The following is a 22,463-nucleotide window of genomic DNA, read 5'->3' as shown; positions in this document are numbered from 1 at the left end:
AATTATTGGATGTCAAAATATGGATCAAAATCCACAATCTCAGTTAAAACAATTAATTGCACAGGGCAAAGAACAAGGTTACCTCACCTACGCAGAGGTTAATGATAGTTTACCGGAAGACCTCGTTGATGCCGATCAAATAGAAGACATCATTCAAATGATCAACGATATGGGGATTCAAGTGCTTGAATCAGCTCCAGATGCCGATGATCTTATGCTAAACGAAAATGTTACCGATGAAGATGCTGTAGAAGAAGCTACACAGGTTCTTTCTAGTGTAGAATCTGAAATTGGTAGAACTACCGACCCAGTGCGTATGTATATGCGAGAAATGGGTAGCGTAGAATTGCTAACCCGAGAAGGCGAAATTGATATTGCAAAACGTATTGAAGAAGGAATTAACGAAGTTCAATGTGCAGTTGCGGAATATCCACAAGCTCTGGATCATTTATTAGCGCAATATGATCTTGTTGAAAAAGGTGAAGTTCGTCTTTCCGATCTTATTACCGGTTTTGTCGATCCAAATGCAGCAGATACCGAAGATTACTCAAAATTTATGAGTGATGATTCCGGAGAAGGAGAAGACGATAACAATATTTCCAGCGATGATCTCGATGAAAGCGATGATGACGAAGACAGTGATAGCGAATCCAACAACAGTGCCGACAATGATTCAGATAACAGCATCGATCCTGAAATGGCACGTGAAAAATTTGCTGCATTAAAAGAGCAACATCACAAAACTGTCGCTGCAATTGATAAACACGGTCGTGGAAATAAAAAAGCAAAAGATCAAATTAATGCTCTTTCAGAAATTTTTCAACAATTCCGATTAGTACCGAAACAATTCGATATTTTAGTATTATCAATGCGAGATATGATGAAGCGTATTCGTACTCAAGAACGCCAAATCCAACGTTTAGCCGTTGAATATGCCAAAATGCCGAAAGGCACTTTCCAAAAAGCTTTTATCGGTCACGAAACAAATGATGCTTGGATTGAAAAAGCATTAGCTGCTGGCAAAAATTGGTCTGAAAAATTAAAGGATTACGAAGTTGGTATCCGCCAAGCAATTCAATTATTGAAAACCATTGAACAGGAAAGTGGATTAACCATTACACAAATCCGCCAAATCGGTGAGAAAATTTCTCAAGGCGAACTCAAAGCTCGTCGGGCTAAGAAAGAGATGGTCGAGGCTAACTTGCGTTTAGTAATTTCCATTGCCAAAAAATATACCAACCGTGGATTGCAATTCCTTGATTTAATTCAGGAAGGTAATATCGGTTTGATGAAAGCGGTAGATAAATTTGAATATCGTCGTGGTTATAAATTCTCTACATATGCAACTTGGTGGATTCGTCAAGCGATTACGCGCTCAATAGCTGATCAAGCTCGTACTATCCGCATTCCGGTACATATGATCGAAACGATTAATAAATTAAATCGAATTTCTCGCCAAATGTTACAAGAAATGGGGCGTGAAGCTTCTCCGGAAGAGTTAGCTGAACGAATGGGAATGCCTGAAGACAAAATCAGAAAAGTATTGAAAATTGCTAAAGAACCTATTTCAATGGAAACCCCTATCGGTGATGACGATGATTCACATTTAGGTGATTTTATTGAAGACAATACTTTAGAATTGCCTCTGGATTCAGCAACCGCACAAAGCTTAAAGGTGGCAACTCACGAAGTTTTGGAAGGTTTAACGCCACGTGAAGCTAAAGTGCTTAGAATGCGTTTTGGTATTGATATGAATACGGATCACACTTTGGAAGAAGTAGGTAAACAATTTGATGTTACTCGTGAACGTATTCGTCAGATTGAAGCGAAAGCCTTACGTAAATTGCGCCATCCTAGTCGTTCTGAAACGTTGCGTAGTTTCTTGGATGAATAACTAAATTCTTATTTAAAAAGATCGGTCGTAAAACCGATCTTTTTATTTTTCAAATATTTACATATTTAATAATACAATATAGCTTTCCCCAATATTTTGTTTTAGTTCATTTTGATATGTGACCATATTATTCTAATTCTTTATTTTATGAACTGCTTCTTTTCCTTAGTAAGCACATTATATCGATAAAATTAGGCGAAAATAGGTCATTTTACCAAGTAAAAAATAACTTTTATCCCATACTTTTTTTCATCATTTTTATACAGAAAAAAATGTGATATATATCACAAAAAATATTTTATATTTTAAATTTTGTGACGCATATCACACTTTATTTTTTTTCATAAAAAATTTTATTTGAAGTTCGTCACATTTTTGAAATCAAAAATTTCCGCTTTTTTGTTCAATATGCTATTTTTCTGTTCGAAATTTCTTCTACATTATTGAGGATTAAAACTATGGTTTCTGCACAGACAAAATTACGCATACAAAACTTCGGTCGTTTTCTCTCCAATATGGTAATGCCGAATATCGGTGCTTTTATCGCTTGGGGATTTATTACCGCATTATTTATCCCAACAGGTTGGCTGCCAAATGAAACATTAGGCAAACTTGTTGGCCCAATGATCACTTATTTGCTACCATTGCTCATCGGTTATACTGGTGGCCGTTTAGTCGGGGGTGATCGTGGTGCTGTAGTTGGCGCCATTACTACAATGGGGGTTATCGTTGGTTCAGATATTCCAATGTTCCTTGGTGCAATGATTGCCGGTCCACTCGGTGGTTATGCCATCAAAAAATTTGATAGATGGGTAGACGGTAAAATTAAAAGCGGTTTTGAGATGTTGGTCAACAACTTCTCTGCCGGTATTATCGGGATGATTCTCGCACTTATCGCATTCCTTGCAATCGGTCCATCCGTTAAAGCACTTTCCACAGCATTAGCTGCCGGTGTTGACGTACTTGTTAATGCTGATTTACTGCCACTTACTTCGCTTTTCGTTGAACCGGCAAAAATTTTATTCTTAAATAATGCCATCAACCACGGTATTTTCTCACCGCTAGGTATTCAACAATCACAAGAATTTGGACAATCTGTATTCTTCTTAATTGAAGCAAATCCTGGTCCGGGCTTAGGTGTGTTACTTGCTTATATGTTATTCGGTAAAGGTTCTGCCAAACAAACCGCCAGTGGTGCAGCCATCATTCACTTCTTTGGTGGAATTCACGAAATTTATTTCCCATATGTGTTAATGAATCCACGTTTATTACTTGCCGTGATTGCCGGCGGTATGTCAGGTGTATTCACACTTACATTAACTCATTCAGGCTTAGTTGCACCCGCTTCACCAGGTTCTATTTTCGCTGTATTGCTTATGACCCCTAAATCATCAATGTTCGGTGTAATTCTTTCAGTATTAATTGCTTGTGCGGTCTCTTTCGTTATTGCCTCTTTCTTCTTAAAACTTCAAAAAGGCGAAGGTTCTTTGGAAGAAGCAACGCAACAAATGAAGAATTTAAAATCAGGTCAAACTACTAATGTCAACCACGTTGAAATTAACTACAACGGATTGAAAAAAATCTTTGTGTCCTGCGATGCTGGTATGGGTTCAAGCGCAATGGGTGCAAGTATGTTGCGTAAAAAAGTTAAAGATGCCGGTTTAGATATTGAAGTAGCGAACTGTGCCATCAATGATTTACCTGATAATGCACGTTTAGTTATCACTCACCAAGATTTAACTTTACGCGCAAAACAGCAAGTACCAACTGCAATGCACTTATCACTCACTAACTTCTTGGATAATAAATTCTATGACCATTTAGTCAACGAATTGAAAGCGGAAGTCGGTCAACAAAGTACAAAACAAGCGGAAACTGTAGAAACGCACGCCCACTTTACATTAGCACCAAATCAAGTTTTCCTTGGATTGAAAGCTGCTAATAAAGAAGAGGCAATCCGTTTTGCTGGTGAACAATTAGTAAAAGGCGGTTTTGTACAACCAAGTTATGTTGATGCAATGTTGGAACGTGAAAAACTTGTTTCCACCTATCTCGGTGAAGGTGTTGCCGTACCACACGGTACTATTGAAGCAAAAGATGCTGTATTAAAAACCGGTATCGTATTCTGTCAATATCCAGATGGCGTGCGTTTCACCGATGAAGAGGATGGTATTGCCAAATTAGTTATCGGTATTGCTGCTCGCAACAATGAACACATTCAAGTGGTTACCGCAATTACCAACGCCTTGGATAGTGAAGAAGCAATCAAGACTTTAACAACTACAGATGATGTAGAAAAAGTGTTAGCATTACTCAAAGGTTAATAGGCTGTAAGGACGTAGTGATATCACTACGTTCTTTTTATTTAGGAGATTTATAATGAAAGCATTACATTTTGGCGCCGGCAATATCGGACGCGGTTTTATCGGTAAATTACTTGCTGATGCTGGTATTTATGTCACTTTTGCTGATATTAACGAAACCGTTATTAATCAACTTAACCAACAAAAATTCTACTCAGTCAAAGTAGTAGGAGACGGTCAAAACAAAATTGAAATTGTAAAAAATGTGGACGGGATTAATTCAGCTAATCAACAACAGCTTTTTGAAAAAATTCAACAAGTTGATCTAATCACGACTGCTATCGGTGCTGGCGTATTAAAAATTATTGCTAAATCTTTGGCTCAAGGTTTACTACAACGCATTCAAAATGGTAATCATCAACCATTAAATATTATTGCTTGTGAAAATATGGTTCGAGGAACCAGTGCTTTAAAAGAACACGTTTATTCTCACCTTTCCGAATCAGAACAACAACTTATTGACAAATATGTTGGCTTTGTTGATTCTGCTGTGGATAGAATTGTGCCACCTGTTGAAGCAAACAGCGAAGATCCGCTACAGGTTACTGTTGAAGAATTCAGTGAATGGATTGTGGATGAAACGCAATTTAAAGGTGATATTCCGAATATCGCAGGTATGGAATGTACCGATAATTTAATGGCATTTATTGAACGAAAATTGTTCACACTGAATACTGGTCACGCCGTTACTGCTTATTTAGGCAAACTTGCCGGATACCAATTCGTTAAGCAATCAATTGATGATGAAAATATCAAACAACAAGTTAAAGCTGTAATGCAAGAAAGTGGTACGGTATTAATCAAGCGTTATCAATTCGATCCGGCTGCCCACGCCGCTTATATTGAAAAAATTCTAAAACGTTTTGCTAATCCGTATCTTACCGATGATGTAGATCGTGTTGGCCGCGAACCTATCCGCAAACTCGGCTATAACGATCGTTTAATCAAACCGTTACGTGGCACCTTGGAATATCAACTTCCTCACCCAATGTTATGCAAAGCAATTGCTGCCGCATTGTGCTACACTAACGCTAATGATCCGCAAGCAGTAGAATTACAAAAATCTATTGCCGATCAAGGGATTACTAAAACATTAGAACAATATACCGGATTAAATGACCAAGCAATTTTTGAGGAAATTGCACAAAATTACGCATCATTGAAAAAATAATTTCTTGATGATATTAAAGGACTTAAATGATCGAGGAAAAACTAAATGAAGTTACCAGCGCACGAGGATTAATCATTGCAGCGGTAACTGTTTTTGAAGAAGCATTGGATCAACTTATCAACAAAGTTTTCCGCAAAACGGATTTCGTTGTTGAATCTGTGATCGAATCGCTATTCGAGCATTCAGGTCCTTTATTTGACTTTAAAATCCGTTTAAAAGTGTTGTTAGGTTTAGGCGTGATCTCTAAAGACATTTTTGAAGATATTGAACAATTTCTAAAACTTAAAGAGATTATCAACAACCAAACCCAAGAGCTCTCTTTCAGCGATCCTTTGCTGTTAGATTTTGTACAGCAACTCAACTGCATTAAAGATTCTCTTTTTATTAAAGATCCGCCACCAAAACCTACTCAAGATTCATTACTTGAACAAGTAAAAGTCATTCGCTGGGAAAAAATGATTCGCTCCTATATCACACTGGCAATTATCTCTATTCACGAGGCACTGTTGATTGAGAGTCCGTTGTGAATCATCTAACCTAATGCATAACTACTTTTTATCCTATCTTTCCATAAAACTTTCTCGGAATACTTTTGGACTTACGCCAACTTTCTTCTTAAAAACCCTAGAAAAATAAAGAGGATCAGTAAATCCAACATTACGAGATATAGAACTAATTGGATCATTCGTTGTAAAAAGTAATTGCTTAGCATAATTAATACGTTGATCATCTCTCCATTTTAAAATAGACATCCCTACTTCTTGACTAAATAGATGTATAAGCCTAGAAGGTGATAAATACACATGGGCTGCAATTTCATTAATACTATAATCTTTCCTAATATCATCCATCATATAATTAATTGCTTGTAAAATTCTAGGATCTATTTTTCTAGAATAACTTGCAGGCTGTAATTGTTTACAACGAATTAAGAGTTGCTCCAAATAATTTTCCGCTAATTCCATCGTATATGATTGACTTAATTTGCTTTGCTCCTCTATATGAATAAATAAATCCTCTAGTATCTTATATGTTTGTTCATCAACATAGTTAGTTATAAAAATCCCGTCTATACATTTTTCCCATTGTAAAAAATCTTTCCAAAAACCTCTTGGTCTAAAATAAATCCATCTATGATACCAACATTCATTATCTGGATGTCTTTGGTAATGATGAATAATATGTGGCGGAAATAAAATCAAGTCCCCTTTTTCTACAGTAAGATATTCTTTCCCTGAATAAATATATCCTTTACCTGCCGTAGTTAAATTTAATATATATCCTTTCATACCATTTGGTCGATCTATAACAAAATCCAATATTTCACCTTGATGAATAGGAGTTAATCCTGCCACAATGTGTAAATCAAATTTATATCCTGGTAATAAAGGATTCTTATTTTGCATAATAGATCAGTCCTCTTGATCAGTCTTATATTGAGATAAAAATGCATTTATCAGCAATCAAGCTGATAAATGCCTTGTCTTATATAGAAAAACGAATCTTGTGATTTAATTTAAACGTTGTTTAAACGTCCTAATTTCCGTGTTTTCATCAATAACAACTATTTCAACATTCGCAATATCAGCAAAATTATTTAGCATTTCTTGAGTGACTGCTTGAGAATAAGTTGAATGATGTGCCCCGCCAGCATAAATCCAAGCTTCACCAGAAACTTCTAAATTAGGTAATGGTTTCCATAATGCTCTAGCAACAGGAAGATTTGGCATATCTTCTGGTGGGGTCACTGTTTCAAGATGATTACTCACAAAACGGAAACGATCACCTAAATCGATCAATGATAGATTTATTGCTTTTCCAGCTTTTCCAGTAAAAACAAGCCGAGCTACATTACATTTACAACCAATGGTATGAAGATGGATTTCAAGGCGAGGTCGTGCATCAGTAATAGATGGACACACTTCTAGCATATGAGCACCAAGTACTTGATCTTCTTTTGAGAAATGATAAGTATAATCTTCCATGAAGGATGTTCCACCGGAAAAACCTTGTGTCATCACTTTTACAATCCTTGTCATTGCGGCAGTTTTCCAATCTCCTTCGCCACCAAACCCATATCCTTTTGCCATAAGACGCTGTGTTGCTAATCCAGGAAGATTCGTTAATCCAATCAAATCTTCAAAATTATTAGTAAAGGCCTTGCAACCTTTTTCTGTTAAGAAACGTTCCAACCCAATTTCTAATCGTGCCTCTTTCTGTAAAACTTGGCGCAATTCTGGTGTAGTAAGAATACCTTCAGCAACTTCGTACTGTTCACAATATTCTTTAATCAAACTTTCTACATCTTCCTCACTAACTGCATCGATAGCTTTAGCTAATGATCCTACACTATAAGCATTTACTTCAAATCCAAATTGGATTTGAGCCGAAACTTTATTACCTTCTGTTACAGCAACTTGTCGCATATTATCACCGAATCGAGCAACTTTTAAGTGTTGAGCTTCATCCCAACCAATTGCTGCACGCCCCCATTGATCCAAAGCAACGTGTACTTTTTTATTACCCCAATGTCCAACAATGACTTTGCGATTAATACCTAAGCGAGAACAAATAAAACCAAATTCCCTGTCTCCATGTGCGCTTTGATTTGTGTTCATAAAATCCATATCTATTGTTTGCCACGGAAGCTCAGCATTAAATTGAGTATGTAAATGTACAAAAGGTTTATTCAAAATTTTTAATCCTTTTATCCACATTTTGGCTGGAGAAAAAGTATGCATCCATAAAATAATACCAACGCAATTCTCATCATTATTCGCTTCTAAACAAAAGCGATAGATTTCTGTTGGACTTTTTGCAGTTCCTTTATAAACAATTGGCATTGAAATTTGTTGACTTTGATTAAAATTAGCCACAATTTCTTGGCTATCTTTATCTACCGTAGCTAAAACTTCTTCACCATATAGTGTTTGTGAACCAGTAATAAACCATAATTGTTGTTGATAAATTTTTTGCATAATTGTCACCTTTTATACTTTCTATTATTTTTGTCCATAATAAGCATTACTACCATGTTTTCTGAAATAATGTTTATCTAAGATATGTTGATCAATTCTGGTTAATTCAGAATTTAATAACTTGCTAAACAATGCCATTTTTGCAACTTCTTCTAAAACAACAGCATTATGTACAGCATTATTTGGTGAGTTTCCCCATGCAAATGGCCCATGTTCACTTACTACTATTCCAGGAATAGTAAGTGGATCTCGTTGCTGAATTGTTTCAATAATAACTTTCCCCGTATTTTTCTCATATGCCTCTTCAATTTCCTGTTGAGTTAATGAACGAGTACATGGAATATCGCCATAAAAATAATCTGCATGGGTTGTTCCTAAGGCAGGAATTGCTTGTTTAGCTTGAGCCCAAACAACGGCATAAGAAGAATGTGTATGCACAATCCCTTTGATACTTGGATATCGTTGATAAAGCTCTATATGTGTCAAAGTATCTGATGATGGACATAAGTTTCCTTCTATTATATTTCCTGCCAAATCAACAACTACCATACTCTCTACGGTTAATTTATCGTAATCTACACCACTAGGTTTAATCACAACAAATTGTCGATCCTCTGTAATACCCGAAACATTCCCCCAAGTAAAAGTAATCAGCTTATATTTAGGTAATGCCATATTTGCTTGATAAACTTGCTCTTTTAACAAAGCCATTTCATAATGATTAACATCCATAATCTTTTCCTATTTACTATTTTGAGCTGTGGTTGCCATAATGATTTCTTCCATATAGTTACCGAACATTAAATATTGTTCATATCTTTCCCGATAATAATGGCTTCTTTTCTCATTTGGCTGATATATCTTGATAAACCGACTTGCCATTGCTTGTTGAGCATCTACACTATTGGTATAAGCTCCTGCCGCTAATGCAGCAAAAATAGCTGCCCCTAATGCACAACATTGGTCTGACTCAACTACAGCAATTTCTGTTTCCATCACATCACTACATAACTGCATAATCTCAGCTGATTTCTTAGAAATGCCGCCAATTGCAATAATGCGTTTAATCTTCATTCCTTGATCAAAAAAACAGTCATTAATTGCCCTTGCCCCAAATGCCGTAGACTCAACTAAACAACGAAAAATATCTATCGCTGTCGTCCCTAGATTCATATTTACAACAGCTCCTTTAAGGTGCTGATTAGCAAAAGGAGTTCTACGACCATTAAACCAATCCAATGCCAGAACATTACTATCTGAATGTTGATCAAGTAATTGAGAAAGAGATGGCAATAATGAAGAGGAAAGTTCTTGTAATTGAGATTTAAGTTCTGGGTATTTTTCTATTCCTAATTGTAATGGCCAGCTCAGTAACCGTTGATACCAAGCATAGACATCACCAAACGCTGATTGTCCGGCTTCTAAAGCAACAAACTCAGGTAATGCGCTACCATTTACCTGTCCACAAATACCTTCAATCAATTTATCAGCAACTTCTTCTTTTTTAACCATTAGGATATCGCAAGTTGATGTTCCTATTACTTTAACAAGATCATTTTCTCTCGCTCCAGCACCTACTGCTCCCATATGACAATCAAATGCTCCAACAGCAACGCTAATACCTACTGGTAAACCTAAGTTGTCTGCCCATATTTGATCTAACTTACCAGCTTCTTGATCTGATGTATAAATTTGTAATGAATAATGTGATCGTAATGATTTTAATGTTGGTGAGATTGCATTTAAAAATTCTTCACTTGGTAATCCATCCCAGTCAGAATGCCATAATGCTTTATGACCAGCTGCACAAATCCCTCTTTTTATCTTTGAAGGTGCGACTGTCCCAGTTAATAATGCAGGAATCCAATCAGCCAATTCTACCCATGTATATGCTGATTTTGCGACAGCAGAATCTTGTTCGCTGATATGTGCTATTTTAGCCCAATACCATTCCGAAGAATAAACTCCCCCCACATATTGCGTGTAGTCTATAAATTCTCCTGAATGAGCTAATTGATTAATCTTTTCTGCTTTATCAATTGCGGTATGGTCTTTCCATAAAATAAACATCGCATTTGGGTTATCAGCGAATTCCGGTTTTAATGCTAAAACTATCCCGTTCTCATCAACGGGCGCTGGTGTAGAACCCGTTGCGTCAACACCAATTCCAATAATATTATCTACAACATCTGTACTTACAGATAATAAAGCTTGTCTAATGGCAGATGTCATCGCATCAATATAATCTTGTGGATGATGACGAAATTGAGATATTCTAGCATCAGAATATTTTCCTTCCATCCATCTAGGATAATAACAAACACCACTACTTAATTCCTTTCCATTAACAACATCAACGATTAAAGCTCTAATAGAATCTGAACCAAAGTCCAATCCCATTACATATTTATTTTTTTCCATTTTTGTAGTCCTATTAAGCTATTAATACAGACAAAATAATGGAAATTTCTCTTTATTTTTTCCATATATATTTCTGTTATTAATATGGAATTTAATGCTATTAATTTTTTATTAATTTAAATAAAAATAAATTGAAATCTGGGATGATTAATTTAATGGCTAAACATATGGACATTTTTGTCATAAAATTTTTTTGTGATCTAGCTCACTTAAAATTTTATATTTTTTATGAAAAACTAAGAGCATTATTTGATCATAGTGAGGAAAATATCATGAAAAAAAGAACTTTTTTAAAAAGCTTATTGGCATCTAGTTTAATTTTAGGTGGTTTATCAATTTCAATAAATACTTCAGCAACACTTTTTGGTAAAAGTGATGATGAAAAAATTAAAATTGGTTTTTTAGTTAAACAACCTGAAGAACCTTGGTTCCAAACAGAATGGACTTTTGCAGATAAAGCCGGCAAAGATTATGGTTTTGAAGTCATCAAAATCGCTGTTCCTGACGGCGAAAAAACTTTAAATGCAATTGATACTATTGCAGCTTCCGGTGCTAAAGGATTTGTAATTTGTACTCCTGATCCAAAACTCGGTTCTGCAATTATGGCTAAAGCTAAAAGTTATGATCTAAAAGTCATAACGGTAGATGATCAATTTTTAAATGCTAAGGGAGAACCTATGACCGATGTTCCTTTAGTAATGATGGCAGCAACGGATATTGGTCGTAGACAAGGCGAAGAACTCTATAAAGAAATGCAAAATAGGAAATGGGATATTACAGAAACCGCTGTTATGGCAATCACCGCAGACGAACTGGATACTGCTCGACGTCGTGTACATGGGTCTATCGAATCCCTAACAAAATTAGGTTTCCCAGCAGAAAAAATTTATCGTGTTCCAACTAAAACCAATGATATTCCCGGTGCATTAGATGCTGCTAATTCTCTTCTAGTCCAGCACCCTGAAGTAAAAAAATGGTTAATTGTAGGAATGAACGATAACACTGTATTAGGGGGCGTCCGAGCAACAGAAGGACAAGGTTTCTCTGCCGATAATGTCATAGCTATCGGTATTAACGGAACTGATGCCAAAAATGAATTAGCAAAGACAAAACCTACAGGTTTCTTTGGTTCGCTTTTACCAAGCCCTGATGTACATGGATACCATACAGCAGAATTACTTTATAAATGGATTACAAAAGGAGAAGCTCCTAACCCAACTTATTTAGAAGTAGCAAATACCGTTTTACTTACTCGTAAAAACTACAAAGAAGAATTAGCTAAAAAAGGCTTATAGTTTTAATAATTAATCTCTATTCTCAAAAAATGAGAATAGAGTATTAGGAGGAAGTATGAATGACAAAATCAATCTATTGACTTTTCATAAAATAAGCAAAATATTTCCTGGAGTAAAAGCTTTATCTAATATTACGTTTGATGTAAAAGCAGGAAGCATACATGCACTCATGGGAGAAAATGGAGCCGGGAAATCAACTTTACTAAAAATATTAAGTGGTTTATATCAACCTGATGAAGGTGAATTAAGACTAAATAATATTCCAATCATAAATAATAATACTGCTAGAGCTTTAAAAAATAGAATTGCAATTATCTATCAAGAGTTAAATCTTATTCCCGAACTTACCGTAGCTGAAAATATTTATTTAGGACAATTTCCTATAAGAAATGGTTGTGTTGATAAAAAAACTTTAAACTATAATGCAAAACAAATCTTACAACGCTTAGGCGAAACTATTCCACCAGATACTCCACTAAAAGAATTATCTATTGGGCAAAGACAAATGGTGGAAATAGCAAAAGCATTAAGCAGAAAAGCACAAATTATTGCTTTTGATGAGCCGACCAGTAGTTTATCAAATAGAGAAATACAAAACTTATTCAAAGTAATTAGAGAACTTCGTGATAATGGCTGTATTATTTTGTATGTTTCTCACAGAATGGAAGAAATTTTCTCATTATGTGATGCCATTACCATTTTTAAAGATGGAACCCATGTCAAAACAGAATATGATATACATCAACTAACTAATGAAAAATTAGTCAGTCTTATGGTTGGTAGGAATATTAACGATATTTACCATTATTCTCCTCGCCAATATCAAGGTACTGGATTGGCTGTTAAGCAGATTAAAGGAGAAAAACTCTCTTCAGAAATTTCTTTTTCTGTCCAAAAAGGGGAGATTCTAGGATTGTTTGGTCTAGTTGGAGCTGGGCGTACTGAACTATGTCGACTAATTTTTGGAGTAGATCCAAAACAAAAAGGAGAAATCTTTTTTGAAAATAAAAAATTAAATATCAATAGTCCTCAACATGCTATCAATTACGGGATTACATATTGCCCAGAAGATCGTAAAGCTTGTGGAATTGTGCCAATTCTTTCTGTCAAGGAAAATATTAACGTCAGTGCAAGACCTAATCATCTAAGTTTAAATATTTTCATTCAAGAAGAGTGGGAAGATAGCAATGCAAAAAAACAGATTGCAGCATTACGCATCAAAACACCTTCAGAATATCAACTTATCGGTAATTTATCTGGCGGTAACCAACAAAAAGTAATTTTAGGGCGCTGGCTATCTCTCAACACAAAAGTGATTATTTTAGACGAGCCAACAAGAGGGATTGATATTGGTGCTAAATCAGAAATCTACCAATTCATCTATGAACTTGCTAATAAAGGCGTCTGTGTCATCATTATTTCTAGTGATTTGCCTGAAATATTAGGATTATCCGATCGATTATTAATTATGAAAGGAGGAGCAATAACTGGTGAATTATCTAGAGAACAATTCAGTGAAGAAGCTGCACTCAGATATGCAATGCTAAATCAAAACTAAGTATTTTTTGAGGAGAAGAATTTATGACTACCAAAACTATTATGCGCTCCAATTCTCGTAGTTTTAACTTATCTCGTTTTTGGGATAGATTTGGAATGCTCTCTATTTTTGCTATTATTTTTATTATTTGTGTATTATTTATCCCTAATTTTTCCTCTTTCGTTAATATGAAAGGTTTAGGATTAGCAATATCTATGAGCGGTTTAGTTGGTTGTGGAATGATGCTTTGTCTAGCAGCTGGTGCATTTGACTTATCTGTTGCTTCTGTTATTGCTTGTTCCGGCGTTGTTTGTGCCGTTATCATCAATGCAACTGGAAATGTCCTAATTGGTTGCATAGCAGGTATCGGCATGGGAATTATCTTTGGTTTAATCAATGGTTTTATTGTTGCAAAACTTAATATTAATGCCTTTATTACTACACTTGCCACTATGCAAATTGCACGCGGTTTTGGATATATTATCTCCGATGGTATTGCTGTCGGAATTAAAGAAGAAAGTTTCTTTGCACTCGGTAACACTAATATTTTAGGTATTCCTGTTCCTATTTGGCTAACTGTTATTGCATTTATTATTTTCTCTATTATATTAAATAAAACTTTATTTGGTCGAAATGTTCTTGCCATTGGTGGTAATGAAGAAGCTGCTAGATTAGCAGGAATTAATGTCACTAAATATAAAATTATTATCTTTACTATCTCTGGTTTGATGGCTGCGATAGCCGGAGTAGTACTCGCTGCACGTATGACGAGTGGACAACCTATGACATCCATTGGTTTTGAGTTAACCGCTATTTCTGCTTGTGTCCTAGGTGGAGTTTCATTAAATGGCGGAATTGCAAAAGTTTCATATTTAGTCGCTGGTGTTCTTATTTTAGGCACTGTAGAAAATGCGATGAACCTACTTAATGTCTCTCCATTTTCACAATATGTTATCCGCGGTTTAATCTTAATTATTGCTGTCATTTTTGATAAATATAAAAACATCTTCATCAAAAGCTGACCTTCATATAAGTTCTTAATATAAGAAAGGTTTACGATTAAAGTAGACCTTTCTTTATTTTATCAAACTTTGCCAAAAGGCATTCACCACTGGATTTTGTAAATTTTTTCGATTAACACAAATACCTAAAGATAAACGAGCAATTTCCGGTTCAATATTAAGATAGGTAATCTGAGTATTCATCAGATTATGAGCAATAACTACATCAGGCAGCAAAGCTAAACCAAATCCCATTGCCACCATCGGCACAATTCCCTCGTGTCCGGCAACAGTGGCATAAATTTTCGGATGTTTTATTCCTTTTTGCTGAAACCATTGCTCAATTTTCTTTCTAGCAGGTCCTTCAGCCGGCACAATAAATGGAATCTCCTGCCACGGAATAGGTGTTTGTTGTAATAATTGATTGGCAACACAAGCTACCTTGGGCGCAATTAACGAAAATGGTAATGAATCTATTTGATGAAAAATGAGATTCTCCGGCAACTGTTCCGGCTCTCCAGCTATCGCTAAATCTGCCTGTCGACTCTGCACCTGTTGTACGGCTAATGCCGGATCTCCAGTTGTAAGTTGAATTTCTACTTTCGGATATTGTTGACGAAATTGCGTCAAAATTTCCGGTAAATGGCTGTAACTTGCAGTAACGGAACAAAACAAACGAATTTCTCCTGAGAGATCGTGATTATCCGGTTGAATATTTTGTAGAAAAATCCGCCAATCCTGCTGTGTTTTTTCCGCAAATTGGCGAAAACGTTCCCCAATCGGCGTTAATTCCACTGAACGATTATCTCGCCAAAACAATGGTTTACCGATTTCCTGTTCTAAACGTTGAATTTGTCGGGAAAGTGTCGAAGGACTGAGGTAATTCACTGCGGCAGTTCTGGCAAAATTTTTACTTTCACAAAGATGTAAGAATAATTTGATTTGTTGCAAATCCATATTTCATTCCAAATTTAAATTAAAAGTTACAATAATTTCAATATTTGCAATCACTAATTTTAATAATATCAATTTACGCAATAAAAAAAAGACGTATACTGAATTTATTCATTACTAGTAAACCCCTTATTCAGGAGCAATTATGGCAAACTACTTCAATACTTTGAATTTACGTCAAAAATTAGATCAATTAGGTCGCTGCCGTTTTATGGATCGCAGCGAATTCGCCGATGAAGCCAACTTTCTTAAAGGTAAAAAAATCGTTATCGTAGGTTGTGGGGCACAAGGCTTAAACCAAGGTTTAAATATGCGCGATTCCGGTTTGGATATTAGCTATGCGTTACGTAAAGAGGCGATTGCCGAAAAACGCGCTTCATTCCAGCGTGCGTCAGAAAATGGTTTTGTTGTCGGTAGTTATGAAGAATTAATTCCACAAGCGGATTTGGTAATTAACTTAACTCCGGATAAACAACACAGCAATGTTGTTCAAGCAGTAATGCCACTAATGAAACAAGGATCTGCTTTGGGTTATTCACACGGTTTAAATATTGTTGAGGTCGGTGAACAAATTCGTCCAGATATTACTGTGGTGATGGTTGCACCTAAATGTCCAGGTACTGAAGTGCGTGAAGAGTATAAGCGCGGTTTCGGTGTTCCGACTTTGATCGCTGTTCACCCTGAAAATGATCCTAAAGGCGAAGGTATGGCAATTGCTAAAGCTTGGGCAGCGGCAACCGGTGGTCATCGTGCCGGCGTATTGGAATCTTCATTTGTTGCTGAAGTAAAATCCGACTTAATGGGCGAACAAACCATCCTTTGCGGTATGTTACAAGCCGGCTCATTAATTTGTTATGACAAATTGGTAGCTGATGGTAAAGATCCTGCCTATGCAGCACAATTAGTTCAATTCGGTTGGGAAACCATCACTGAAGCATTAAAACTTGGCGGTATCACTTTAATGATGGATCGTCTATCCAACAGTGCAAAATTGCGTGCATTTGAACTTTCAGAACAGATTAAAGCAATGCTTACCCCATTATTCCAAAAACATATGGATGATATTATCAGTGGTGAATTCTCTCGTGTGATGATGGAAGATTGGGCAAACGGCGATAAAAAATTATTGACCTGGCGTGAAGAAACCGGTAAATCCGCCTTTGAAAATGCGCCTAAATATGAAGGCAAAATCAAAGAGCAAGAATACTTCGATAATGGTGTGTTAATGATTGCAATGGCAAAAGCCGGCGTGGAATTGGCATTCGATACTATGGTTTCAAGTGGTATCATTGAAGAGTCTGCTTACTACGAATCTCTTCACGAATTGCCGTTAATCGCTAACACTATAGCGCGTAAACGTTTATACGAAATGAACGTGGTCATTTCAGACACCGCAGAATATGGTAACTATTTATTCGCAAATGCGGCAACACCAATTATGCGTGAAAAATTAGTTCCTCAATTACAAAAAGGTGATTTGGGCGAACCAACCCCAACTGTTGAAATTGATAATATTACTTTGCGTGATGTGAACGAAGCAATCCGCAATCATCCTATTGAAAAAGTAGGACAAAAATTACGTGGTTATATGAAAGATATGAAACGTATTATTGTTGCTTAATCAATTTTTTGTATAAAAAGACACCGCTGTGAGCAATCATCGCGGTGCTTTTTTATGCGTCATTTTACAGCCGCAACTTGCTATGATGTTGCATTATCTTCAAGTTGTTCCAACATTTGTGCAAACCAATCAGTAAAACGTTGCTTAATGGCTGTATAATCCAAATTTTTAGTCTGAACCAATAACCGATGCCAATATGGTTGAGATTTATCAAACTCATTGCCGCTCTGCTGTTTCATTAATTGGCGATATAACTGTTCTTCTCCACTGTTTTCCTCTGCAAACAACTTTTGATATTGCTGGAAGTCTGTTGTCGGCAAAATACAGATTTGCCCTTGTGCCTGCAAGAAATCCTGTAAATAAATCGCAACTTGTGCCATTGCCTTGTTTTGATCGATAGCAGAAAAAGTCGTTGTCTCTATATTGCCTTTATTTATGCCAATAAATCGACTGTCTGTTGCCTGCCCCATCGCTGATAAAATAAGGTGATTCAGCCATAATTTGAGAACATCCTGATCACGAATTTTACCAATGCGCCAATCGACATACTGCTGCTGGTAATTATTGTCAATCTGACCTTGCAATCTAACCTCTTGCTCATCAAGCTCAAACGTTAAATCTACCATTACAGAATCTGCTGGTTGTTGGCGATACTGTTCCGTTTCCTGCCACAATAGACGACAGCTTTCTTCTAATTCCGCTTGTTGCAAAAAAGCAAATTCTGCTCGTGGTAATATTCCCTCTCGTTTTGCTTTTTCAAATTCTAATGTTCCATTTTTTGGTTCGTTTTGGAATAGACGTTGTTTCAATTGATATTGCATAAGTGGTGTCAATTCAAACACTTCACTTTCAACTCGCTCTTGTTCATTTTCATTTAGATAAACCCCCAAGCGTTGTTCAAAAAAATATTTAATTGGCGCAATAACAAATTGTTGCAATTCATCGATCTCAATTGTGATTTGATGACTACTGTTCTCTTTTTGTAATAACATCTGATCAAACTCTATCATTTGATGCTGTCTTTGCTGCTGTGATCGTGCTATTGGTAGCCATTCTTGCGCATAGGAAAAGTGAGGTGCTAAAAAATTATTCTCACTGAATACCGTCATTGGATAGCTAAATCGTAAGTTAGCCAGATCATCCGAATGTGATAAATGATCAGCAATATAATCCCATAACTGATTAACTAACACAGAGGGTTCATATTCTGTATTATCCACAATTGAGTAACCAACATAACTGATATAGAGTTTTTGCCGTGCTGACAATAGCGCTTCCAAAAAGAGATAACAATCATCTTCTCGCCGTGAACGATCCCCTTTTTGTGTTTGATACTGCATAAGATCAAAGCTGTTGCTTGGCAATTGTCGTGGAAAATCAACATCATTCATTCCTAACAAGCAAATCACCTTAAACGGAATAGCTCGCATTGGTAATAAAGTACAAAAATTCAGTTTGCCTAAAAGGAAATGCAGACTGTTATCCTGTTCATTGAGTTTTTGTTGTAATAATTCACCAATAATTTCCGCTTCAATAGTCTGTGGATAATCTGTTTCATTAATAATATCAATCACTTGATGAACAGTTTGCTTCAACAATGCAATAACCATTGGCTGTTCAGTAGTGTCAAATAAAGTATCTATTAATTGAAGAATCTCTGTTCTCCACTCCTCTGCCATTAAATTATTGCTTACTTTTTGTTGCCACTGTTGTAAAGCTTGAAAGAAATGAGCCAACTTCCCAGCTAATTTTCCTTGTAATCCCTCACTATAATCAAAGCCGATAGCATCTTGCCAAATACCGGATTCACTCTTAAACGCATAACCCAATAATATTCTCTCAATACCATTTTGCCAAGCATTATAATTCGGTACCAGCTCCTGATCATACTTGTCCAAACCAAAACGAATGCCGGATTGCACTACCCAATCTCGAATAGTCTGCAATTCATTCAAATCTATCTCAAAACGTTGACGAATTGCCGGCACATCTAATATCGAGAGCACAATATCGCTGGAAAAACGCGATTCTTTTAGTGTAAACAGTTGTAAGAAAGTTGCTATCAACACATCACTTTCCGTCACCTTTCTATCCGAAATAGAAAACGGGATATAACGTTTATCCTCTTCTTGATATTGCGAAAAAACCGCCTGAATATAAGGTGTATAGCGATCAATGTCCGCCACCATCACCACAATATCTTTTGGTGTCAATGTCGGATCTTGCTCAAACATTGCCAGCAGATTATCACGTAGCACTTCCACTTCACGCATTGGGCTATGGCATACGTGCAGTGTTATTGAATTATCGCCCTCTTGATACTGCAATTTGGTAGATTCTGTTGACGTTAAATCTAGAATTTGTCGTTGTAGCTGTTGCAACAGTTGTCCACCTTCAGGTGCGTTATACACCTCAATATCATTTAGTTCCAGCTGAGTTAATTGATAAAGAAAATCCCGTCCTAATTTACCCCACGATGCTAATAATGGATTTCCTACGGCTAAAGTTTCGTCATAAGGTGTTTGAATTTCTTTGCTATCTAATTGAATTTTTTGCCTTAATTTTTCTAGATAACGGTGATCAATCAAATCCCCCCAATAATAACGACTTGGGCTATTAAAAAAGAGATGGACATCAATATGTTGACTCAATGCAGACAAAATGGACAAAAACATTGGTGGCATTGCTGAAATACCAAACACAATAATACGTGTTGGCAAATTTTTCGGACAATATCCTTGCTGTAATTGCTCCAAAAAAGTTTGATATAGATTGGCTCGATGCCATATCTGCTGTTCAGGATAATGCTGTTGAATATCCGCCACCAATGCCTGCCATAACAGCACCTGCCAACCAATATCATTCATAATATTATCCGCAATAGGCTTAAAGCGAGGCGATAATTGTTGAACAAAACTTGTCGTCATCTGTTTCCAATCTGCTGTTTGCCATTGATTAATCCACTCCGGGCGATAAACCAAATATTGGTCAAAAAGATCAGCAATTTTTTCTGCTAAATGAAACAATTTATTTTGCTCAGGTGTACCACCTAAATAATCATTCAAACGCGAAAACGCCGGTAAATGTAATAATGACGGAATAATACGCATCAAACGCCAAACCATAGCCGATTTATTAAATGGGTTTTGTTCATTGATCTCTGCAATATTCTGTTTATACAATTTCCAAATAAATGATGACGGCATTGGAAAAGCAAAATTAGCTGCGATAGAAAAATGTTCTGCTAACTGAAGTTGTAACCATTGCGCCATTCCAGGGCTTTGCACCAAAATCACATTTTCGGCAAATGGATCCTGTAATGGTTGCACTTCCAATAATCGAACTAACAGATGTTTTTGATTTTCAAGCTGATTGGCGTAATAGACGGTAAACATTTTCTTATCCCACTTATCCCACAATTTTTTAATTCGCATTGTAGCTGAAACTCAATGATTCTAAAAAAGAAAAGGGGAAAATCATTACAATCTTCCCCTGACATTATTTAAAAACGGATCAAACATTCTGTCGTTTTAACCATCTTTGCAACAATAAAATCAATGCGATATAAACTAATTGTGCAATGATAGTTTGTGATGTGGCATAAAATCCTAGCCATTCAATATTTGGTAAAATATCAATAATCGTTATCGGTAAAACCGCTGTAAGTTGTAACGCATGAACGCTGACACCCAGAATCTTGAAACCTAAAATATACAATACCCAAGTTAAAATCTTGAACATTGTCGGCACAGGCAATTTAACTGAACTTTTTAAAATCACCACCGCCAATATCGCCAATAAAATCACCGCCATACCAACTCCAAAGGCAAAAGATTCTGTGCTGATATTCGGCAAAATACCGACATAGAACAAAATGGTTTCCGCACCTTCTCTGAATACTGACAGAAAACTCAATGCAAATAACGAGATAAAACTGCCTGTCGTCAGTGCTTTGTTCATATGTTTTTTAATATATGCCTGCCACGCATTTAACGATGATTTGCTATGTAGCCACGCACCGATAGTTAAAATCATCAAAACAGCAACAATACCGACTGCCCCTTCAATAATTTCTCGGTTTGTTCCCGAGCTGGCACTTGGGAATAGTCGGTGTAAGGCAAAAGCCGCCACTAGGCTAAGCACTAAACCGCTTATCACACCACTCCAAACCCATTTATAACCTTGAGGACGATTGGCAACACGTAACGCACTTACTAATGCCATTACCACCAATAGTGCTTCCAAACCTTCACGTAATAAAATCAGCATTGCATCTATAGCACTGTAACCAGCAGAAGGATTAATTTCAGCCAGTTGCGTAATAATCTGCTTTAACTCCGTTTGATATTTAGCTTCACTGCCTTTAGCCAAAATCACCGGCACTTGGCTCTCCACCTTACTATATAACGAACCATTTCTGGTGCTGACCTCCCCTTCAATACTCGGCCAAATCTCAATAAAGGTGGTTAATTTTCCCTGCGCCGTTGCATTATCTTGCTGTTCAAAGGCTTGTAATCCCTCTCGCAACAGATTAATACCATCATTTAATTGATAGTTGGTGATAACTGCTTCCGCTTTTTTGCCACTGACAAAATCATCAAATTGAGTCGCAATTTTTGCAGTATTACTTTCAATCCGTTGATAATCCAACGGTTCGGTTTCTATCGCCACACGTAATAGCGCCAACGCCGTTTCAATTTTGCCGTAATACACCATATCAACATCACGCACTAAACGCTCATTTTTAGTCCAAATACCATTAAATAGGCGATACTGTTGCTTTAACTGTTCAATATCCGGCGACAATTTATTTTCTGTCACCACTTGTTGCCAATGTTCAAATGCTGGCACAATCCGTTTTTTAAAGCGTTGCTTTTGTTGAGCAATATCTAAAGGATGTTGCTCTTTATCAAATGCTAATAAGGCGACTGAAAGCTGATTTAAATGCTCAATATCGGTGTTATTCAATGCATCAGACAGACTCAACAATACATTTTTGCCTGCTGAAGAGTTATGTTGTTCAATCGCAATAAATTGCTCTTGAATCGCATTTAAATCTTGCTTTGCTTGCAATGTATTATTTTCTTTCACTGCACTCATTGCATCAGAAAGTTGGATAAATAACGGGCTAAGATTTATCTTTTGTTCAGCTGTTGCCGGTAGAGAGCAGAAAAAAATTAAACTAAAAAACAGCCACAGATATTTTATGACTCCTCTTATTTTCATTT

Annotated in this window: 15 protein-coding genes; 8 read left to right on the top strand and 7 right to left on the bottom strand. The window is 36.3% G+C overall.

Annotated features, from left to right (window positions below; translation table 11 throughout):
• Positions 1–19: 19 nt before the first annotated feature.
• The 4 genes from rpoD to ACXPAV_RS12045 all read left to right on the top strand — a co-directional run bounded on the left by rpoD (position 20) and on the right by ACXPAV_RS12045 (position 5,955).
• Complete coding sequence (gene rpoD / locus ACXPAV_RS12060; protein ID WP_458003608.1) at positions 20–1,894, top strand: RNA polymerase sigma factor RpoD; 1,875 nt, start codon at positions 20–22, stop codon at positions 1,892–1,894.
• Positions 1,895–2,352: 458 nt separating this feature from the next.
• A complete protein-coding gene (locus ACXPAV_RS12055; RefSeq protein ID WP_458003607.1) occupies positions 2,353–4,218 on the top strand; it encodes a PTS mannitol transporter subunit IICBA in 1,866 nt (621 codons plus the stop codon).
• 55 nt (positions 4,219–4,273) lie between these two features.
• Positions 4,274–5,428, top strand: a complete 1,155-nt coding sequence (locus tag ACXPAV_RS12050; protein ID WP_458003606.1) for a mannitol-1-phosphate 5-dehydrogenase — start codon at positions 4,274–4,276, stop codon at positions 5,426–5,428.
• Between the two features lie 26 nt (positions 5,429–5,454).
• Positions 5,455–5,955 (top strand): MltR family transcriptional regulator, encoded by a 501-nt coding sequence (locus ACXPAV_RS12045; RefSeq protein WP_458003605.1) that lies wholly within the window; start codon positions 5,455–5,457, stop codon positions 5,953–5,955.
• Positions 5,956–5,988: 33 nt separating this feature from the next.
• On the opposite strand, the gene araC is transcribed toward ACXPAV_RS12045, so the two are convergent.
• From araC to ACXPAV_RS12025, 4 genes are all read right to left on the bottom strand, one after another.
• Positions 5,989–6,834 (bottom strand): arabinose operon transcriptional regulator AraC, encoded by an 846-nt coding sequence (gene araC / locus ACXPAV_RS12040; RefSeq protein ID WP_458003604.1) that lies wholly within the window; start codon positions 6,832–6,834, stop codon positions 5,989–5,991.
• 105 nt (positions 6,835–6,939) lie between these two features.
• Positions 6,940–8,406: an L-arabinose isomerase gene (gene araA, locus ACXPAV_RS12035; RefSeq protein ID WP_039174601.1), complete on the bottom strand. Its 1,467-nt coding sequence runs from the start codon at positions 8,404–8,406 to the stop codon at positions 6,940–6,942.
• A gap of 24 nt (positions 8,407–8,430) precedes the next feature.
• A complete protein-coding gene (locus tag ACXPAV_RS12030; protein ID WP_458003603.1) occupies positions 8,431–9,138 on the bottom strand; it encodes an L-ribulose-5-phosphate 4-epimerase in 708 nt (235 codons plus the stop codon).
• A gap of 9 nt (positions 9,139–9,147) precedes the next feature.
• Positions 9,148–10,827: a ribulokinase gene (locus tag ACXPAV_RS12025; RefSeq protein ID WP_039174602.1), complete on the bottom strand. Its 1,680-nt coding sequence runs from the start codon at positions 10,825–10,827 to the stop codon at positions 9,148–9,150.
• Positions 10,828–10,982: 155 nt separating this feature from the next.
• Here ACXPAV_RS12025 and ACXPAV_RS12020 point away from each other — a divergent pair, with 155 nt between their 5' ends.
• From ACXPAV_RS12020 to araH, 3 genes are read left to right on the top strand one after another with little or no spacing between them, the layout of a single operon-like run.
• A complete protein-coding gene (locus tag ACXPAV_RS12020; protein WP_458003602.1) occupies positions 10,983–12,122 on the top strand; it encodes an arabinose ABC transporter substrate-binding protein in 1,140 nt (379 codons plus the stop codon).
• 55 nt (positions 12,123–12,177) lie between these two features.
• A complete protein-coding gene (gene araG / locus ACXPAV_RS12015; protein ID WP_039174606.1) occupies positions 12,178–13,680 on the top strand; it encodes an L-arabinose ABC transporter ATP-binding protein AraG in 1,503 nt (500 codons plus the stop codon).
• Positions 13,681–13,703: 23 nt separating this feature from the next.
• A complete protein-coding gene (gene araH / locus ACXPAV_RS12010) occupies positions 13,704–14,681 on the top strand; it encodes an L-arabinose ABC transporter permease AraH (protein ID WP_039174608.1) in 978 nt (325 codons plus the stop codon).
• A gap of 54 nt (positions 14,682–14,735) precedes the next feature.
• Here araH and ilvY read toward each other — a convergent pair whose 3' ends face one another.
• Complete coding sequence (ilvY, locus tag ACXPAV_RS12005; protein ID WP_458003601.1) at positions 14,736–15,617, bottom strand: HTH-type transcriptional activator IlvY; 882 nt, start codon at positions 15,615–15,617, stop codon at positions 14,736–14,738.
• A gap of 142 nt (positions 15,618–15,759) precedes the next feature.
• On the opposite strand from ilvY, the gene ilvC reads away from it, so the two are divergent.
• Positions 15,760–17,235 carry a ketol-acid reductoisomerase gene (gene ilvC / locus ACXPAV_RS12000; RefSeq protein ID WP_039082575.1) on the top strand — a complete coding sequence of 492 codons (1,476 nt, stop codon included), beginning with the start codon at positions 15,760–15,762 and terminating at the stop codon, positions 17,233–17,235.
• A gap of 80 nt (positions 17,236–17,315) precedes the next feature.
• On the opposite strand, the gene recC is transcribed toward ilvC, so the two are convergent.
• Entirely contained in the window at positions 17,316–20,669 is a 3,354-nt protein-coding gene (recC, locus tag ACXPAV_RS11995) for an exodeoxyribonuclease V subunit gamma (protein ID WP_458003600.1), read from the bottom strand.
• Between the two features lie 79 nt (positions 20,670–20,748).
• The gene (locus tag ACXPAV_RS11990; protein ID WP_458003599.1) at positions 20,749–22,461 is read right to left on the bottom strand and encodes an FTR1 family iron permease; all 1,713 of its coding nucleotides are present in this window, start codon (positions 22,459–22,461) and stop codon (positions 20,749–20,751) included.
• Between the last annotated feature and the right edge of the window lie 2 nt (positions 22,462–22,463).

The sequence above is a fragment of the Gallibacterium sp. ZY190522 genome (assembly GCF_054166015.1).
This window is presented reverse-complemented; position numbering and strand designations above follow the sequence as displayed.

What these genes read in the sequence shown, in the direction of transcription:
- ACXPAV_RS12045 (WP_458003605.1), top strand. Translation starts at nt 5,455, where the DNA reads ATGATCGAGGAAAAACTAAATGAAGTTACCAGCGCACGAGGATTAATC.
- ilvY (WP_458003601.1), bottom strand. Translation starts at nt 15,617, where the DNA reads ATGGATTTGCAACAAATCAAATTATTCTTACATCTTTGTGAAAGTAAA.
- araH (WP_039174608.1), top strand. Translation starts at nt 13,704, where the DNA reads ATGACTACCAAAACTATTATGCGCTCCAATTCTCGTAGTTTTAACTTA.
- ACXPAV_RS12020 (WP_458003602.1), top strand. Translation starts at nt 10,983, where the DNA reads ATGGCTAAACATATGGACATTTTTGTCATAAAATTTTTTTGTGATCTA.
- ACXPAV_RS11990 (WP_458003599.1), bottom strand. Translation starts at nt 22,461, where the DNA reads ATGAAAATAAGAGGAGTCATAAAATATCTGTGGCTGTTTTTTAGTTTA.
- ACXPAV_RS12055 (WP_458003607.1), top strand. Translation starts at nt 2,353, where the DNA reads ATGGTTTCTGCACAGACAAAATTACGCATACAAAACTTCGGTCGTTTT.
- ACXPAV_RS12030 (WP_458003603.1), bottom strand. Translation starts at nt 9,138, where the DNA reads ATGGATGTTAATCATTATGAAATGGCTTTGTTAAAAGAGCAAGTTTAT.
- araA (WP_039174601.1), bottom strand. Translation starts at nt 8,406, where the DNA reads ATGCAAAAAATTTATCAACAACAATTATGGTTTATTACTGGTTCACAA.
- ilvC (WP_039082575.1), top strand. Translation starts at nt 15,760, where the DNA reads ATGGCAAACTACTTCAATACTTTGAATTTACGTCAAAAATTAGATCAA.
- araG (WP_039174606.1), top strand. Translation starts at nt 12,178, where the DNA reads ATGAATGACAAAATCAATCTATTGACTTTTCATAAAATAAGCAAAATA.
- ACXPAV_RS12050 (WP_458003606.1), top strand. Translation starts at nt 4,274, where the DNA reads ATGAAAGCATTACATTTTGGCGCCGGCAATATCGGACGCGGTTTTATC.
- ACXPAV_RS12025 (WP_039174602.1), bottom strand. Translation starts at nt 10,827, where the DNA reads ATGGAAAAAAATAAATATGTAATGGGATTGGACTTTGGTTCAGATTCT.
- recC (WP_458003600.1), bottom strand. Translation starts at nt 20,669, where the DNA reads ATGCGAATTAAAAAATTGTGGGATAAGTGGGATAAGAAAATGTTTACC.
- rpoD (WP_458003608.1), top strand. Translation starts at nt 20, where the DNA reads ATGGATCAAAATCCACAATCTCAGTTAAAACAATTAATTGCACAGGGC.
- araC (WP_458003604.1), bottom strand. Translation starts at nt 6,834, where the DNA reads ATGCAAAATAAGAATCCTTTATTACCAGGATATAAATTTGATTTACAC.